Raw genomic sequence first — 14401 nt, 5'->3', positions numbered from 1 at the left:
CGCCGCCCGGACAAATTCACATCGCCGACGAAAGCGCCGACGAAAGGCATTGCGCTGCCCGTATCGCTTTGCTAGGGGCACCCGCCTACCAGCCCTCCGGCTTGCCGGTGGTGACTATCGAGTGCGGTCGTGGCGGAATTGGTAGACGCGCAACGTTGAGGTCGTTGTGGCCGAAAGGCCGTGGAAGTTCGAGTCTTCTCGACCGCACCAGATTTTTCAGAACATCATTATAAACCAGACCCGAGCGATCCTATCGCCCGGTATCCGGCGCGCCGCGTGCGCGCTTATCGCAGCCCGACGATCGCGGCGAGCGTGTCCATCGACAGCGGCGAGACGAATCGGAAGCCGAAACGGCCATCATGCACCCAGCAGACCGTGCCGGAGATCGCGGTGCCCAGCGGTCGCACGACGATATGCCCCGCCAGGCCGGGCTGGATCGCCCCTTCGGCGATCAGCTTGGCGCCACCCGCCGACACGTCGAGCATCGCGGAGGTGAATTTGTTCGCACCCAGCCGGACATCGGCGGTCAGCGACACCGGGAAGCGCGGCGGGCGTGGAACCGTGTCGTCCTCATTCTCGTGCGAGAAGATCTTCTCATAGGGCTGCGGCGAATCGAACTGCACACCCGCCTTGCGCCCATCCACCCAGCGGACGACGCCCGATACCGGGTCCAGGCCGCGAACCTCGATACACAGGGAATCGCCGACCTTGGGCACATCGACGAATCGCGCCATCAGGCCGCTGGCCGAGATATTGTGGACCAGGCAGACGCCGGGCACGTCGCCGCATACCTTGCCGAGCAGAAGCACGGCCGAATGCCGCTTGCCCGTCCGGCGCTCCGCCGTCGTGCTCTGCTGCTGTTCGACCTGTTCCATCCCTGCCCTTTCCGCCGTCCCCGATCGAATGCGGCTTGCTCTCCTTTACTAACCGATCCCGTATAAAAGACTAACGATTTGGTGGTGGCGGCACGGCCTGTTCAGCACCGTGCAAGACGCGATGCGGCATCGGCCGCTTGTGGTCATGTCCAAAGCCCTGTAATTCGCGAGCCGTCCCATGCCTCGCGCGTCGTCTTCCCGGTCTCCCCGGCCCCGCTCCTCCAAGCCCCGCTCTCCCTGGCGGCGCCGGATCGTCGTAACCCTGCAGGTCCTGATCGGGCTGGCCGTGCTGGCGGTCGGTGCGCTGGTCATCGCGGTCTTCGTCGCGAAGTCGCAGCTGCCGAGCTTCGAGGAGCTGAAATCCTCGCCCAACGGCCAGATGATCCGCGTCCATGCCGCCGATGGCACCGTCATCGTCTCGCTCGGGCCGAGCTATGGCGAATGGCTGCCCTATGACAAGATTCCGATCGTCATGCGCGACGCGACCATCGCGGTCGAGGATCGCCGCTTCCGCGACCATCCCGGCGTCGATCCGATCGGCATCGCCCGCTCGGTCGAGGTCCGGCTGGAAAAGGGTCGCTGGAAACAGGGTGGCTCGACCATCACCCAGCAGATCACGCGCACCATCTTCCTGAACAACCAGAAGAAGTTCGGCCGCAAGTTCCGCGAGGCGATCCTGGCGCTGGCGATGGAGCTGAAATTCTCGAAGGACCAGATCCTCGAGCTGTATCTGAACAAGGTCTATTATGGCGGCGGCGCGTACGGCATCGACGCGGCGTCACGCAAATTCTTCGGCCACGGCGCCGAGCATCTGAGCCTGTCGGAAGCCGCGGTGATCGCCGGGCTGGTCAAGGCGCCGTCCAACTATTCGCCGACCGCCGATGCCGAGGCCGCCGTGGGCCGCGCGGGCGTGGTCATCCGGCAGATGGAGCGCAATGGCTTCATCACCCCGTCCCAGGCCGCCCATGCCGATCCGCAGGCTCTGAAGCTCGCCCCTGAGCCCAAGCAGAATTCGGTTCGCTATTTCACCGACTGGGCGCTGCCCCAGCTCGACACGCTGATCGACGAGCAGAGCGCGCCGCTCGACGTGTGGACGACGCTCGACCTCAATATGCAGCGCGCCGCCGATGCCGCGATTCGCAAGGACGCCCCTCCGGGCACGCAAGGCGCGCTGGTCAGCCTGGACCGCGACGGCGGGGTGCGCGCGATGGTCGGCGGGCTCGATTACGTGTCCACCAACTATAACCGCGCGACGACGGCGGTTCGCCAGCCGGGTTCGGCGTTCAAGCTGTTCGTCTATCTTGCCGCGCTGGAGGCGGGCCACAAGCCCGAGGATCAGGTGGTCGACGAACCCGTCACCATCGACGGCTGGTCCCCGCGCAACGATTCGCGCCGCAATTCGGGCAGCGTCTCGCTCCGCACCGCCTTCGCCTATTCGCTGAACACGGTGGCGGCGAAGCTGGGCCAGGAAGTGGGCTTCCAGACCGTCGCCGACATGGCGCGCCGATTCGGCATCACCACCCCGGTCAACACCCATCCCTCGATGGTGCTCGGCACGTCGGAGGTCCATGTGATCGACATGGTCGCCGCCTTTGCCAGCATCGCCAACAAGGGGGTGAAGGTGACGCCCTATGGCATCACCAAGGTCGTGGCGAACGGCCAGACCATCTACACGCATGAGGTGGACCGCAGCCATGTGCTGGTCGCCCCCTATATCGCCGCCGAGATGACCGACCTGCTCCAGACCACGGTCAACACCGGCACGGGTCGCGCCGCGCAGATCGGGCGGCCGGTCGCGGGCAAGACGGGCACGACGACCAGTTCCAAGGACGGCTGGTTCCTGGGCTTCTCCAGCGGGATCACCACCGGCGTCTGGATGGGCCGTGACAATGGCAAGCCGGTCCCCGGCCTGCATGGCGGCACCGCGCCCGCCAAGGCCTTTGCCGATTATATGCGCGTCGCGGTTGCCAACCGGCCGATCGAGCAGTTCGATACCCAGGTCACGTTGCCCGAATGGCAGCTGGAGCCGGACGAAGAGAGCTATTTCGGCCAGCCCGACAATGGCGTCGCCGCGGTCGATGCCGAGGGCAATCCGCTGCCTCCGCCCAGCGCGGGCGCGGCGGAAGACGGCAGCGAGGCGGTCGAGATCCCGACCCACCGCGAGCCGGGTGCCCCGGCACCGATCCAGCAGCCGCAGCCGGGCGTCCCGGCACAGCAACAGCCGCCAGCCCAGGCCCCCGCACAGCCCCAGCGGCTGGATCAGGCGTGGATCGACCGGGTCACGGGTCGTGGCTCGGGCGGGGCATCCCGCGATCCGCGCACCCCCGCCAACGGTCCGCGCGGCCTACCCCGCGAGCGTCAGGACGACCGCCCGAACCAGTGAAGCCCCGCGCCATGCTGCCGCAACCAGGCGGTAGCGGGCGCGGGGTCCTCGCCCAGCAGCTCGGCGACGAGCGCGTGGAAGGCGGGGGCGTGGTTCATATGGACACGGTGCGCCACCTCATGCGCTACCGTTGCGCGGCGGACATGGTCGGGCGCCAGGATCAGCCGCCAGCTATAGCGGATCGCGCCGGTCGAGGCGCAACTGCCCCAGCGCGCCTTGGGATCGGCGACGCTGACCTTGGACACGGTGACGCCCGCCAGACGCGCGATCTCCGCCGTCTCGCGCGCCAGCGTCTCCAGCGCCTGCCGCTTCAGCCATGCCTCGACCCGGCGGCCCAGCGTCTCGACCGGGCCGGAGGCGATCAACCGGTCGCCGTCCCGCTGGATGACGCGGGCGCGCCCCTCTTCCCATTCCAGCGTCAGCACCGTGTCGCCGAAGGGAATCGCCTCGCCCGGCACGAAGGGGCGCGGATGCGGCAGGCGCGCGCGCTGCGCCGCGATCCAGTCCTTCTTGTCCTCGGCCCAGGCGAGCGCCTTTTTCAGCCCGGCGCGCTTGGGCACGACCAGCCGCGCGGTGCCGGTGGCGGGATCGACGCTGAGGCGGATGGTCTTGGCGGTCGGGTGCCGCACGACTTCGTCGATCACAATTCGCGGTCCACGATATGGTTTTCGAAATCGCCCGCATCATCCTCGCTGATCGTCCAGCCGCGCACCGACTGTCCGGCGCGGTGCACTGCCTCGCGGTCACCGCAGATCAGATAATGCCAGTCGGGCAACGGCTCGTTCGCCGCACGCAGGCGATAGGCGCAGGTGGTGGGCAGCCAGTCGATCGACCGGACATTGCCCATGGTCAGCCGCACGCACTCGCTGACATAGGCGCGGCGGTGGCGATAATTGGAACATTGCCCGCTGCGCCGGTCAAGCAGGCGGCAGGCGACGTTGGTCGGCACCAGCTCGCCCGTCTCCTCATCCTCCAGCTTGTGGATGCAGCATTTGCCGCAGCCATCGCACAACGCCTCCCACTGGGCGCGGTCGAGGCTTTCGATCGGCTTTTCCCAGAATCGCTCCATCAGCGCACCCACTGGTCGAGCGTCTTGGCGACCGCCTCCGGCCCCTCATCGGCCGGGACCAGCGCCAGCGGTTTGTTGGACGGGTCCATCAGATAGACCTGGCGGCTATGGTTCACCAGATAACCGCCGCCCGGCGACTTGTCGCCCTTGGCCGCCCAGACGGCATAGGCCTTTTTCACCGCGTCGATCTGCGCGGGCGTGCCGGTCAGTCCAACGACGCGCGGGTCGAAGGCGGCGGCGAAGCGGCCGACCACGGCGGGCGTGTCGCGTTCGGGATCGACGGTGATGAACAACGGCACGATCTTCTTGGCTTTGGTTGGCGCGCTCTTGTCGAGCAGTTTCAGGCCCGCCGCGATCGCCTGCATATCGGTGGGGCAGACATCGGGGCAGAAGGTATAGCCGAAATACATCACGCGGTAGCGCCCGGCGAAATCACGATCGGTGACGGTCTTGCCGCTGGCATCGGTCAGTTGGAACGGCCCGCCGATCTTCGCCCCCGCCAACGGTGCTTGCGCCTCGGGCTGGGAGGGGCCGCACCCGGCCAGGGGCAGCGTCAGCAGGGCCAGAACGAAGGAGGATAATCGGGTCATGACGCCGACAGCCTTGCTGTGATAAATCGCGGGTTGCAAGCCATGCTCCATTGCTCAGGATCTCGTTTCATGTCCCTTCGCCCCCTGCTCGCCGCCGCGCTGCTCGGCACCCTTGCCACGCCGGTCGCGGCGCAGATGATGCAGTCGGAAAGCTACAAATTCCTTCAGGCGGTGCGCGAGGCCAAGGGCAATGACGTGACCAACATGCTGGACCGGCCGGGCGCCAGCATCATCAACACCCGCGACGTGACCAGCGGCGAGGGCGCGCTGCACATCGTCATCAAGCGCGGCGACGAAACCTATCTGCGCTTCCTGCTGCAAAAGGGCGCCGACCCCAACCTGCGCGACGGGCGCGGCAACACGCCGATGCTGCTGGCGGTGGCGGGGGGGCAGCCCGACATGATCCGCATCCTGGCGGCGGCCAAGGCGAACCCGAACATCGCCAATGCCTCGGGCGAAACCCCGCTGATCCGCGCGGTGCAGCGCCACGACATCGGCATGGTCCGCGAATTGCTGGCCGCCGGCGCCGATCCCGACATGGCCGACAGCGTCGCCGGGCTGTCGGCGCGCGATTACGCCTCGCAGGACGCACGCAACATGCCGATCGCCAAGCTGTTCGCCGACACCCCGAAAAAGACTCGCGCAGCCGTGGCGGGCCCGAAATTCTGATTTAACAGGGCCTGCTGCCCCTTCCTCCCTCTCCCCTGGACAGGGGAGAGGGTAGCGGAGCTTGCCAGCCTACTGGCTAGCGCAGCTTGCGTGAGGGGTTGAGCGAGCCGAACGGCTCGCGCGCTCGGCCAGCGAGCGCTTCACCCCTCACCCAGCTCCGACGAGAGAAGGATGACATGAGCAGGAATCGTCATTGCGAGCGTAGCGAAGCAATCCAGTGTCCGGGCAGGACGCCTTGGATTGGGTCAAACTGACGTCATCCTGCTCTAAGCCTTTGCTTTCGCAAAGACCAAGTCTGCGCAACCCTCTCCCCTCTGCGAGGGGCGAGGAGGATTGACCGGGGAGGATCAGATCAGCCCCAGTTCCACCAGCTTGCCGACCAGCACCGGCGGCATCGTCTCGATCCCCGACGCGGCCGCGCCCAGGTCGAGCGGGGCATCCGCCGCCTCCAGATAGCGCCACCCCTGATGCGCCCGCCGCGGCAATGCCTGGACCAGGACCAGCGCCGGATCGATATGGATCGCACAGCGCCCGCCCTCCGCCTCGCCAAAGGACAGGATCGGCGAACGTGCGACCAGTTGATGCTTCAAGATCCAGAATAGCGAGCCCTGCCCCGCCACTTCCTCATGCCGCTTGGGCAGATAGCGGGTGGTGAGGAACACCGGCCCCTCCTGCGCCCGCATCTTCAGTCGTTCGGCCAGATGATCGATACTGGCCGCCCCGAACGCGACCTTGGTCAGATGAAGCGTCATGTCGCGGGGATATGTGGGGGTGGTGATGATCAAAGGCCAGACCCACATCATTGACTCTTAAATCTACATATGTGACGTTAACGCCATGAAGCGCACCCGCCGCCCCTCTCCCCAGATGCTCGCGCTGTTAACGGCGCTGGGGCAGCGGGGCGCCCAATGGTGGCACGGCTATGACCTGATGAAGGAAACTGGCCTCCAGTCCGGGACGCTCTATCCCCTGCTGATGCGGATGACCGAGCAAGGCCTGATCGAAGCGGAATGGCGCGAGCCCAGCCAACCCGGTCGGCCGCCGCGCCATGCCTATCGCCTGACGGCGGCGGGCGTCGCCTATATCCAGGCACAGGCCATCCCGGTTGCTTCCGGCCTGGCTATCGTCGGAGCATGACCGGCATGGTGGCCCGTGCGATCCTGTCGCTGGCCATCGCGTTGATGCGCGAACAGGAACGCGCCTGGGCTTGGGCCATGGCGATCGAGTTCGACGAAGCCGAACGTGACGGGCGTGGGCTGAGCTTTGCCATGGGGTGCGTGACGGCGGCGATACGACGCCTGGCCTGCTCGTCCGCTGGTTGGCATTTGCTGACGCGCTATGCGTTTTCGCTGGCCGTCCTGCTGCCCTTTGCCTTGTTCCATCTGGGCTGTGCCGTTCACGGCCTGCGCTATCAGTGGTTCGACACCGACCCCTATCTGGCCGCACTCGCAGCAGGGAATGCACCGCAACGGGCGATCGCGCTGGCCTATCAGGCCCTGTCCCCCTTCATCATGATGTTTCTCGTCGCGCTCGGAGCGACGCATCTGCTGATCGCCTGGCGAATCGTCACGTGCGACTGGCGGCGGGCTTGGCATGCGATGATCGCCGCCATCGGAATCGTCGCCGGGCTGCTGGCCTGTATCATGGCCATCCGGCCGACCGCAGGAGGAATGATGCTGCAAGGCATCGCGCTGGCCGCCGAGTTGCTGGCCGTTCCGATTCTCGCCGCCTGGCATGCGCGGCGGTGCGTCTCTCCCGCCCTCTAACCACCAACAAGGGACATCATATATGCTTCACCCTCTGCTGACGCGATGGATGTGCCTTACGGCCGCCATCATGCCATCTGCTGCCGTCCAAGCGCGGACGACGCCGACCGACGAGCCGCTCGCACTGGTGACCCGCTTCGAGACCGCCCGACGCGATTTCGACCCCACCCTCCTCGCCGCGACCCTGGCACCCGACTTTGTCGAGATTTCGCCGCGTGGCGAAGTCGATTCGCGTGCCAAGGTTCTTGGCTTCTACGACCCGGCCCACAAACGCCCAGCCCCGCCGATGGAGAGCGACGAAACGACCGTTCGGTTGGTGAGCGATATCGCCCTGGTGACCAAGCGCCTCTCGATGGTCCTGCCCGGCGCGGGTGGCAGGCGCTCCATCCGCGCCCTGTATGTCGCCCATCAGGGACGGGCCGGATGGCAACTCGTCTCGGCCCAATATACCCCGATACCGCCCGAACCCGCCAAATAGGACGCCAACAAAAAAGGGCGCCGGTGGAACCCCACCGACGCCCTTTCCTGATTTCCGGCGCTTAACCGTCAGTCGCGATTTACGCGGCCTGCGGCAGAGCGGCCTTCGCCTGAGCGACGATCGCCTTGAAGGCTTCGCCCTCGTGCATGGCGATGTCGGCCAGGACCTTCCGGTCCAGTTCGACGCCCGCCAGCTTCAGGCCGTGCATGAACTGCGAATAGGTCAGGCCCTCGGCCCGAACGCCTGCGTTGATGCGCTGAATCCACAGACCACGGAAGGTCCGCTTCTTAACCTTGCGGTCGCGATACGCATATTGACCGGCCTTTTCGACGGCCTGGCGCGCGATGCGGATGGTGTTCTTGCGACGGCCATAATAGCCCTTCGCCTGATCCAAAATCCGCTTATGCTTCGCCTTGGTGGTCGTGCCCCGCTTGACGCGTGCCATATCTTTCTACCCTTCCAGAAATCAGTTCAGGCCGTAAGGCGCCCAGGCCTTCACGGTCTTGGTGTCGGCGTCGGACAGGACCGAGGTGCCGCGGTTCTGGCGGATATACTTGCCGTTATGGCTGATCAGGCGGTGGCGCTTGCCGGCGACGCCATGCTTGAGCTTGCCGGTGGCGGTGAGCTTGAAGCGCTTCTTGACGCCGCTCTTGGTCTTGAGCTTGGGCATTTTTTTCCTTTCGCTAGAGCTAAGGCAGAAACGGCCGCGGCAGCCCTGATGGCCGGGCCGTTCGTGACACCTCGCTCGGGAAGCGGGCCGCTTAGACGAAGCGGCTGGAGATTGCAACCAAGGAACCAGAGGGAACCGCCGCTTCGCTCGGGCGCTTGGGGGTTCCATGGATCAGGTGCCTGCGGCCGACAATCCCGCGCGTCCCTCCGCTACCCGGCCCGGGTGGCGGCGCTGGGCGATTCGCGTCGCCATCGGCCTTTTCACCGTCATCGCCGCGATCTGGCTGGTGCTGTTCGTCACCAAGGGGCGGTTCCTGCGCCACCCCTTCGAGTCGATCGTCGGAAAGCTGACCCACCGGACGGTCAGTGTCGGCGGCGACTTCCAGCTCTATTTCGCCCCCTGGCGGATCAAGTTCGTCGCCGAGAAGATCGCCGTCTCCAATCCCGGCTGGGCGACGCGGCCCAATCTGTTCACCGCCGACCGCATCGATTCGCGAATCGCTCCGCTGTCGCTGCTGTTCGGCAAGCGGCGCTTCACCTGGCTGGCGCTGACCAATGGCGCGGTTGATCTGGAATGGACGCCCGACCACCGTAGCAACAGCTGGACCTTCAGCGACAAGAAGGGCGGCAAGCCGCTGGAATTCCCGCGAATCGATACGGGGGAGATCAAGGGGACGACGGTGCGCTATCGCGATCCCCGGATGCGGGTGACGGCCGATCTGGCGCTCGCCGATTTCCGCTCGCAGGACGCGCGGATCGGCCATGCGGTCGGCGTGCGCGGCAAGGGCGTGATCCGCGACACCCCCTTCACGCTCACCGCACAGTTGCTCTCGCCCGATGCCACCGCCAATCGCGGCAAGAACGCGCTGGTCGCGCGGATGCGGGCGGCGGGCAATATCGTCGACGTGACCGGCACCCTGCCCTCGATCGCCGCGATCGAGAATGTGCCGCTGCGCACCCGTGCGCGCGGCAAGGACCTGTCCACCCTGCTCGACGTGATCGGCGTCGTCATCCCGCGCACCCGCACCTATGATATCCATGCCCAGCTGGTGAAGGACGGCGACGTCTATCGCTTCACGGGCATGAAGGGGACGTTCGGCGACAGCGACTTGGCGGGCAAGCTGACCGTCACCCATGGCGAACGGCTGCACCTCGATTCGACGCTGGCGACCGACAAGCTCGATATCATCGATGCCGCACCCTTTATCGGCTATAATCCCGATATCGTCGCGACCAAGGGGGCGATGGCCGCCGCCGCCGCGACCGGCGCAGGGTCGCAGCGGCTGCTGCCCGATGCCGCCCTGCCGATCGCGACGATGCAGCGGTTCGACGCCGACCTGAAATGGACGATCCGCACCGTGCGCTCGCGCCGGGTGCCGATCTCGAATGTCGACCTGACGCTGGCGCTGGATCGCGGCAAGCTGACCCTGTCGCCGCTGAAATTCGCGATGGCGCGGGGCGACGTGTCCTCCGACCTGCTGTTCGACACGCGCGAGCGGCCCAGCCTGGTCCGCTACGACATCCGCCTGTCGCCGACGCCGCTCGGTCGGTTGCTGGCGGGCTGGGGCGTGGCGGAGGCGGGGACGACCGGCACCGTCAAGGGCCGCGTCCAGCTGACCGGGCGCGGCGATACGATTCACGATTCGCTGGCCAGCGCGAATGGGCGGATGGCCTTCATCCTGCCTGCGGGATCGCTGTGGACGCGCAATGCGCAGCTGGCCGAACTCGATATCGGCACCTTCGTCCAGAAGATGTTCGAGAAGGAGCTGAAGGAGCCGGTACGCATCAACTGCGGCCTGATCGCCTTTACGGTGCGCGGCGGCGTGGCGGCGGCGGACCCGATCCTGATCGACACGACCAAGAACGTCATCACCGGGCGTGGTGGCTTCAGCTTCCGCAACGAGGCGCTGGATTTGGCGATCCGCGCCGATGCCAAGACGTTCAGCCTGTTCTCCGGCCAGTCGCCGGTCGGGATTACCGGCACTTTCGCCCATCCGGGGATCAACCCGATCAGCGGCGACCTGCTGGCGCGTGCCGGGGCCGGGCTGGGGCTGGCGGTGGTCGCGACGCCGCTGGCGGGCGTGTTGGCGTTCGTCGATGTCGGCGATGCCAAGGCGGCGGCCTGCGGCCCAGTCCTGTCGGGCGCGCGGGCGAATGCGCAGCGGACGGTGAAGGGCGACAAGCGCACCGATGTCGGCCGCGGCACCACCGCCAAGGCGGAAGACGGCAAGGGCAACCCCGGCGAGGCCAAGGCGCAGCGCAAGAAATTCCTTGGGATTTTTTGAAGCCAATCCCATTCCTCCCCTGGAAGGGGAGGTGGCAGGGCGAAGCCCTGACGGAGGGGTGTAGCGCCCTGAGAGGGACAGCCAACCTCGCAAACGGGGACACCCCTCCACCATGCTTCGCATGTGCGCGAGCGAGATGGTGCCCCCGGCACCATCTTGACGTGCCGGGGGGCACGTCAAAGCTCGCACACCCTCCCCTTGCAGGGGAGGAATGAACCTAGGAAACCTCCTCCCGATCAAAACTATGGCGGACGTGCCGCACCTTGCTTATGATCGTCTCCCGCGCAGCCGGGGGGCCGCGTCGTTTCCACCACCCGCCCCAAGCGGCCCAGTTAAGCAGCGCGCATGAATCGTTTCGCCATCGGTATCGCGGGTATTCTTGTCATTCTGGGCATCGCGGTCGCCCTGTCCACCGATCGCCGGGCGATCCGCCCGCGCGTCGTCGGCGCGGCCTTTGCGCTGCAGGCGGGGATCGCGGTGCTGGTCCTCTATGTTCCCTGGGGCAAGCGGGTGCTGCAATGGCTGTCGGGCGGGGTCGCCGGGCTGCTCGGCTATGCCAATGAGGGGACCAAGTTCCTGTTCGGCGCGCTGGCCTCCGATCCGCTGGGCCGCAATTTCGCGATCCAGGCGCTGCCGGTCATCATCTTCTTCGCCGCCCTCGTCTCGATCCTCTATTATCTGGGGATCATGCAGCTGGTCGTGCGCTGGCTGGGCGGCGCGATCGAGAAGGTGATCGGCGTGTCGAAGGTAGAGTCGCTGTGTGCGGCGGCCAACGTCTTTGTCGGCCAGTCCGAATCGCCGCTCGTCATCCGGCCCTATCTGGCGGGGCTGACCCCGGCGCAGCTGTTCACCGTGATGACCAGCGGCATGGCGGGCGTGGCGGGTACGATCCTGGCGGCCTATGCCTCGATGGGCATCTCGATCGAATATCTGCTCGCGGCCAGCTTCATGGCGGCGCCCGGCGGCATATTGATGGCCAAGATCATCATGCCCGACCGGATCGAGCCGCCCGCCGGGCAGCTGCCGCTGGGCGACGTGATCGAGGACGAGAAGATCGCGCTGGCCGAGGCGACGCATGACGAGGAAAAGCCCGCCAACATCATCATGGCGGCCGCGCAAGGCGCGCAGACCGGCGTGAAGCTGGCCGTGGCGGTCGGCGCGATGGTGCTGGCCTTCGTCGCGCTGGTCGCGCTGGCCAATGGGCTGCTGGGGGGCCTGGGCAATCTGATCGGTATTCCGGGCCTGAGCTTCCAGGCGCTGCTGGGGTACGTCTTCCAGCCGATCATGGCGCTGCTCAACGTGCCGTGGAAGGAAGCGGGAATCGCGGGCGGCCTGTTCGGCGAGAAGATCGTGCTTAACGAGTTCGTCGCCTATATCGATCTGGGGAAACAGGCGGCGCAACTGTCGCCGCGCACCGTCGCGGTCGTCACCTTCGCGCTGTGCGGTTTCGCCAATTTCTCGTCCATCGCGATCCAGATGGCCGTCACCGGCAGCCTCGCCCCCAACCAGCGGCCGACCATCGCCCGCCTCGGCATCCGCGCGCTGATCGCCGGGAGTCTGGCCAATCTGATGTCGGCGGCGCTGGCGGGCCTGCTGATCGCGTAAATTCCTCCCCTGCGCAGGGGGAGGGAGACCATGCGCAGCATGGTGGAGGGGTGTCACCGCTGGCGAGCAAGGCCTGACATCGCCAGCCGGAACACCCCTCCGTCAGGCCTTCGGCCTGCCACCTCCCCTTGCAGGGGAGGAATTATGGAAGTTTTTTCGGGGTTGATCCCTTTGCCGAGCGCGTTATGGGCGCCCCGTCGACCGCAGACGTGGCCGACTCACACATAGGATCATAATGCCCCGATCTAGTCCCTTGTCCGGCGACGAGGACAGTAGACGCTTCGGCGTCCGTGTCTTTGCCGACCGTCTGACGGGCCTGACGGGGTCGCCGAGCGCGGCCCGCTAAACGCCGTTCCTCGCCGACCTTCCGCCGGGCTCGACCATATGAACCCGAAGGAGGTCTGCGATGACCCGTACCATGTTCCGCGCGCATGTCCGCGCCCATTCCCTCGCCACCGTGATGGCCAGCGTTCCCCGTGAGCGCGCCCGGCTGCTCCGCGCCCTGGCGACCACCCGGCCCCAGGCGATGCGCCGTACCCGCCCGTCAGCCTAATCCGGGAATAACGTCATGATCCGTATCGTATCGCGGGCCGCGCTGTGCGGCCTGTTCCTCGTCGCGCGCGCCGCACTCGCGCAGGACGCCAAGCCGGAGGATTTTGCGATCCACGGCCAGGCGACCTTCGTCGCGCAAGGCGTGGGCGGCTTCGCCTCGCCCTATGTCGGCGCCAACAGCCTGACCCCGCGCCAGCTGAAGGAGACGGCCGACGTCACCGCCTTTATCGGCGCGCGGCCGTGGAGGGGCGGCGAACTCTGGGTGAATCCCGAGATCGATCAGGGTTTCGGCCTGTCCAACACGCTGGGCGTGGCCGGTTTCCCGAGTGCCGAGGCCTATAAGGTCGGTAAGGCCGAGCCCTATTTCCGGCTGCAACGCGCCTTTTTCCGCCAGACCTTCGACCTGGGCGGCGCGCGCGAGGCGGTGGCGGGCGTCGCCAACCAGCTCGGCGGAACGCGCGCCATCGACCGGATCGTGCTGACCATCGGCAAGTTCGGGGTCGGCGATGTGTTCGACACCAACCCTTATGCCCATGATCCGCGTGGCGATTTCCTCAACTGGGCGGCGGTCGACACCGGCAGCTTCGATTATGCCGCCGATGCCTGGGGCTATACCACCGGTCTGGCGGCGGAGCTCTATCGCGGCGACTGGACGGTGCGTGCCGGGCTGTTCAACCTGTCGACCGTGCCCAATGGCGAACGGCTGGAACATGGTTTCGGCCAGTATCAGATCGATGCCGAGGTCGAGCATCGCCACCAGGTCGCCGGGCGGCCGGGATCGGTGCGCTTCGGGGTCTTCCGCAACCGGGGCCAGTTCAGCCGCTTCGACGATGCGCTGGCCTATGCCGCCGCGAACCAAAGCGCGGTCGATCCGTCCTTCACCCGGCGGCGGATGACCAGGATCGGCGGCTATATGAACATGGACCAGGCGCTGACCGACAGCCTGGGCCTGTTCGCACGGGTCGGGATCAGTGACGGGTCGATCGAGCCTTATGACTTCACCGATATCGACCGGACGGCGCAGATCGGTGCGTCGCTGGGCGGCAAAAGCTGGGGCCGGACGCAGGACCGGGTCGGGCTGGTCCTGATCGCCAACGGCATTTCGGCCGAGCATCGCCGCTATCTGGCGGCCGGGGGGCTGGGTGTGCTGGTCGGTGACGGCAAGCTGCCCAATGCGGGGGCCGAGGAGATTGCCGAGGCCTATTACGACGTCGCGGTCACCCGCGCGCTCGCGGTGACGCTGGACGCGCAATATGTGGAGAATCCGGGGTACAACCGCGATCGCGGACCTGCCGAGGTGTTCGCGCTGCGGGTTCACGGGGCGTTCTAAAATCCTCCCCAAGCTTGCTTGGGGAGGGGGACCGCGCTCGTAGAGCGCGGTGGAGGGGCAAGCCCCGCGCCCCCCCCCCCCCCCAAAGCCGCGGGCGCCCCCCCCCACCAACAAAGGGGGGGGTTGTTTA

General features: G+C 66.6%; 16 protein-coding genes and 1 tRNA gene. 10 read left to right on the top strand and 7 right to left on the bottom strand.

The features are described from left to right. The first annotated feature begins 123 nt into the window (after window positions 1–123). Window positions 124–210: transfer RNA gene (locus U1H82_RS11105), tRNA-Leu, on the top strand. A gap of 74 nt (window positions 211–284) precedes the next feature. Here the strand turns inward: U1H82_RS11105 and U1H82_RS11100 are convergent. Further along, a complete protein-coding gene (locus U1H82_RS11100; RefSeq protein ID WP_322964980.1) occupies window positions 285–875 on the bottom strand; it encodes a PilZ domain-containing protein in 591 nt (196 codons plus the stop codon). A gap of 178 nt (window positions 876–1053) precedes the next feature. Between U1H82_RS11100 and U1H82_RS11095 the strand changes: the two genes are divergently transcribed. Further along, window positions 1054–3258: a transglycosylase domain-containing protein gene (locus U1H82_RS11095; RefSeq protein WP_322964979.1), complete on the top strand. Its 2205-nt coding sequence runs from the start codon at window positions 1054–1056 to the stop codon at window positions 3256–3258. Here the strand turns inward: U1H82_RS11095 and U1H82_RS11090 are convergent. From U1H82_RS11090 to U1H82_RS11080, 3 genes are read right to left on the bottom strand one after another with little or no spacing between them, the layout of a single operon-like run. Next, complete coding sequence (locus U1H82_RS11090) at window positions 3234–3902, bottom strand: M48 family metallopeptidase (RefSeq protein WP_322964978.1); 669 nt, start codon at window positions 3900–3902, stop codon at window positions 3234–3236. The two genes, U1H82_RS11095 and U1H82_RS11090, sit on opposite strands and share 25 nt — an antisense overlap. Beyond that, window positions 3899–4327: a YcgN family cysteine cluster protein gene (locus tag U1H82_RS11085; protein WP_056436278.1), complete on the bottom strand. Its 429-nt coding sequence runs from the start codon at window positions 4325–4327 to the stop codon at window positions 3899–3901. Before U1H82_RS11085 ends, U1H82_RS11090 begins: the two co-directional genes overlap by 4 nt. Further along, a complete protein-coding gene (locus tag U1H82_RS11080) occupies window positions 4327–4917 on the bottom strand; it encodes an SCO family protein (protein ID WP_322964977.1) in 591 nt (196 codons plus the stop codon). The genes U1H82_RS11085 and U1H82_RS11080 overlap by 1 nt, the downstream gene beginning before the upstream one ends. Before the next feature lie 69 nt (window positions 4918–4986). Here U1H82_RS11080 and U1H82_RS11075 point away from each other — a divergent pair, with 69 nt between their 5' ends. Beyond that, window positions 4987–5586, top strand: coding sequence for an ankyrin repeat domain-containing protein (locus U1H82_RS11075; protein WP_322964976.1), 600 nt, complete (start codon window positions 4987–4989; stop codon window positions 5584–5586). 347 nt (window positions 5587–5933) lie between these two features. On the opposite strand, the gene U1H82_RS11070 is transcribed toward U1H82_RS11075, so the two are convergent. Further along, window positions 5934–6338: a DUF1489 family protein gene (locus U1H82_RS11070; protein WP_322964975.1), complete on the bottom strand. Its 405-nt coding sequence runs from the start codon at window positions 6336–6338 to the stop codon at window positions 5934–5936. Window positions 6339–6423: 85 nt separating this feature from the next. Here U1H82_RS11070 and U1H82_RS11065 point away from each other — a divergent pair, with 85 nt between their 5' ends. From U1H82_RS11065 to U1H82_RS11055, 3 genes are all read left to right on the top strand, one after another. Continuing rightward, complete coding sequence (locus U1H82_RS11065) at window positions 6424–6723, top strand: PadR family transcriptional regulator (RefSeq protein ID WP_375339518.1); 300 nt, start codon at window positions 6424–6426, stop codon at window positions 6721–6723. Then, window positions 6720–7352, top strand: coding sequence for a hypothetical protein (locus U1H82_RS11060; protein ID WP_322964974.1), 633 nt, complete (start codon window positions 6720–6722; stop codon window positions 7350–7352). The genes U1H82_RS11065 and U1H82_RS11060 overlap by 4 nt, the downstream gene beginning before the upstream one ends. A gap of 70 nt (window positions 7353–7422) precedes the next feature. Further along, complete coding sequence (locus U1H82_RS11055) at window positions 7423–7830, top strand: DUF4440 domain-containing protein (RefSeq protein WP_322964973.1); 408 nt, start codon at window positions 7423–7425, stop codon at window positions 7828–7830. A gap of 79 nt (window positions 7831–7909) precedes the next feature. On the opposite strand, the gene rplT is transcribed toward U1H82_RS11055, so the two are convergent. Further along, entirely contained in the window at window positions 7910–8275 is a 366-nt protein-coding gene (gene rplT / locus U1H82_RS11050) for a 50S ribosomal protein L20 (protein WP_042488147.1), read from the bottom strand. A gap of 21 nt (window positions 8276–8296) precedes the next feature. Next, window positions 8297–8500 (bottom strand): 50S ribosomal protein L35, encoded by a 204-nt coding sequence (rpmI, locus tag U1H82_RS11045; protein ID WP_007406658.1) that lies wholly within the window; start codon window positions 8498–8500, stop codon window positions 8297–8299. Window positions 8501–8666: 166 nt separating this feature from the next. Between rpmI and U1H82_RS11040 the strand changes: the two genes are divergently transcribed. The 4 genes from U1H82_RS11040 (at window position 8667) to U1H82_RS11025 (ending at window position 14271) form a co-directional block, all read left to right on the top strand. Then, complete coding sequence (locus tag U1H82_RS11040; protein WP_322964971.1) at window positions 8667–10784, top strand: AsmA family protein; 2118 nt, start codon at window positions 8667–8669, stop codon at window positions 10782–10784. A gap of 345 nt (window positions 10785–11129) precedes the next feature. Further along, on the top strand, window positions 11130–12389 hold the full coding sequence (locus U1H82_RS11035) for a NupC/NupG family nucleoside CNT transporter (protein ID WP_322964970.1): 1260 nt from the start codon (window positions 11130–11132) through the stop codon (window positions 12387–12389). 406 nt (window positions 12390–12795) lie between these two features. Beyond that, complete coding sequence (locus U1H82_RS11030) at window positions 12796–12942, top strand: hypothetical protein (RefSeq protein WP_322964969.1); 147 nt, start codon at window positions 12796–12798, stop codon at window positions 12940–12942. A gap of 15 nt (window positions 12943–12957) precedes the next feature. Next, on the top strand, window positions 12958–14271 hold the full coding sequence (locus tag U1H82_RS11025) for a carbohydrate porin (RefSeq protein WP_322964968.1): 1314 nt from the start codon (window positions 12958–12960) through the stop codon (window positions 14269–14271). The last annotated feature ends 130 nt before the right edge of the window (window positions 14272–14401 follow it).

Source organism: Sphingomonas fuzhouensis, from assembly GCF_034659795.1.
Lineage (GTDB): Bacteria > Pseudomonadota > Alphaproteobacteria > Sphingomonadales > Sphingomonadaceae > Sphingomonas > Sphingomonas fuzhouensis.
Note: the sequence above shows the minus strand (reverse complement) of the source record. Positions and strands in the feature narration are given on the sequence as shown.

Coding starts and splice junctions, on each gene's coding strand:
- U1H82_RS11100 (WP_322964980.1), bottom strand. CDS start 875: ATGGAACAGGTCGAACAGCAGCAGAGCACGACGGCGGAGCGCCGGACG.
- U1H82_RS11095 (WP_322964979.1), top strand. CDS start 1,054: ATGCCTCGCGCGTCGTCTTCCCGGTCTCCCCGGCCCCGCTCCTCCAAG.
- U1H82_RS11085 (WP_056436278.1), bottom strand. CDS start 4,327: ATGGAGCGATTCTGGGAAAAGCCGATCGAAAGCCTCGACCGCGCCCAG.
- U1H82_RS11080 (WP_322964977.1), bottom strand. CDS start 4,917: ATGACCCGATTATCCTCCTTCGTTCTGGCCCTGCTGACGCTGCCCCTG.
- U1H82_RS11075 (WP_322964976.1), top strand. CDS start 4,987: ATGTCCCTTCGCCCCCTGCTCGCCGCCGCGCTGCTCGGCACCCTTGCC.
- U1H82_RS11070 (WP_322964975.1), bottom strand. CDS start 6,338: ATGACGCTTCATCTGACCAAGGTCGCGTTCGGGGCGGCCAGTATCGAT.
- U1H82_RS11065 (WP_375339518.1), top strand. CDS start 6,424: ATGAAGCGCACCCGCCGCCCCTCTCCCCAGATGCTCGCGCTGTTAACG.
- U1H82_RS11060 (WP_322964974.1), top strand. CDS start 6,720: ATGACCGGCATGGTGGCCCGTGCGATCCTGTCGCTGGCCATCGCGTTG.
- U1H82_RS11055 (WP_322964973.1), top strand. CDS start 7,423: ATGCCATCTGCTGCCGTCCAAGCGCGGACGACGCCGACCGACGAGCCG.
- rplT (WP_042488147.1), bottom strand. CDS start 8,275: ATGGCACGCGTCAAGCGGGGCACGACCACCAAGGCGAAGCATAAGCGG.
- rpmI (WP_007406658.1), bottom strand. CDS start 8,500: ATGCCCAAGCTCAAGACCAAGAGCGGCGTCAAGAAGCGCTTCAAGCTC.
- U1H82_RS11040 (WP_322964971.1), top strand. CDS start 8,667: ATGGATCAGGTGCCTGCGGCCGACAATCCCGCGCGTCCCTCCGCTACC.
- U1H82_RS11035 (WP_322964970.1), top strand. CDS start 11,130: ATGAATCGTTTCGCCATCGGTATCGCGGGTATTCTTGTCATTCTGGGC.
- U1H82_RS11030 (WP_322964969.1), top strand. CDS start 12,796: ATGACCCGTACCATGTTCCGCGCGCATGTCCGCGCCCATTCCCTCGCC.
- U1H82_RS11025 (WP_322964968.1), top strand. CDS start 12,958: ATGATCCGTATCGTATCGCGGGCCGCGCTGTGCGGCCTGTTCCTCGTC.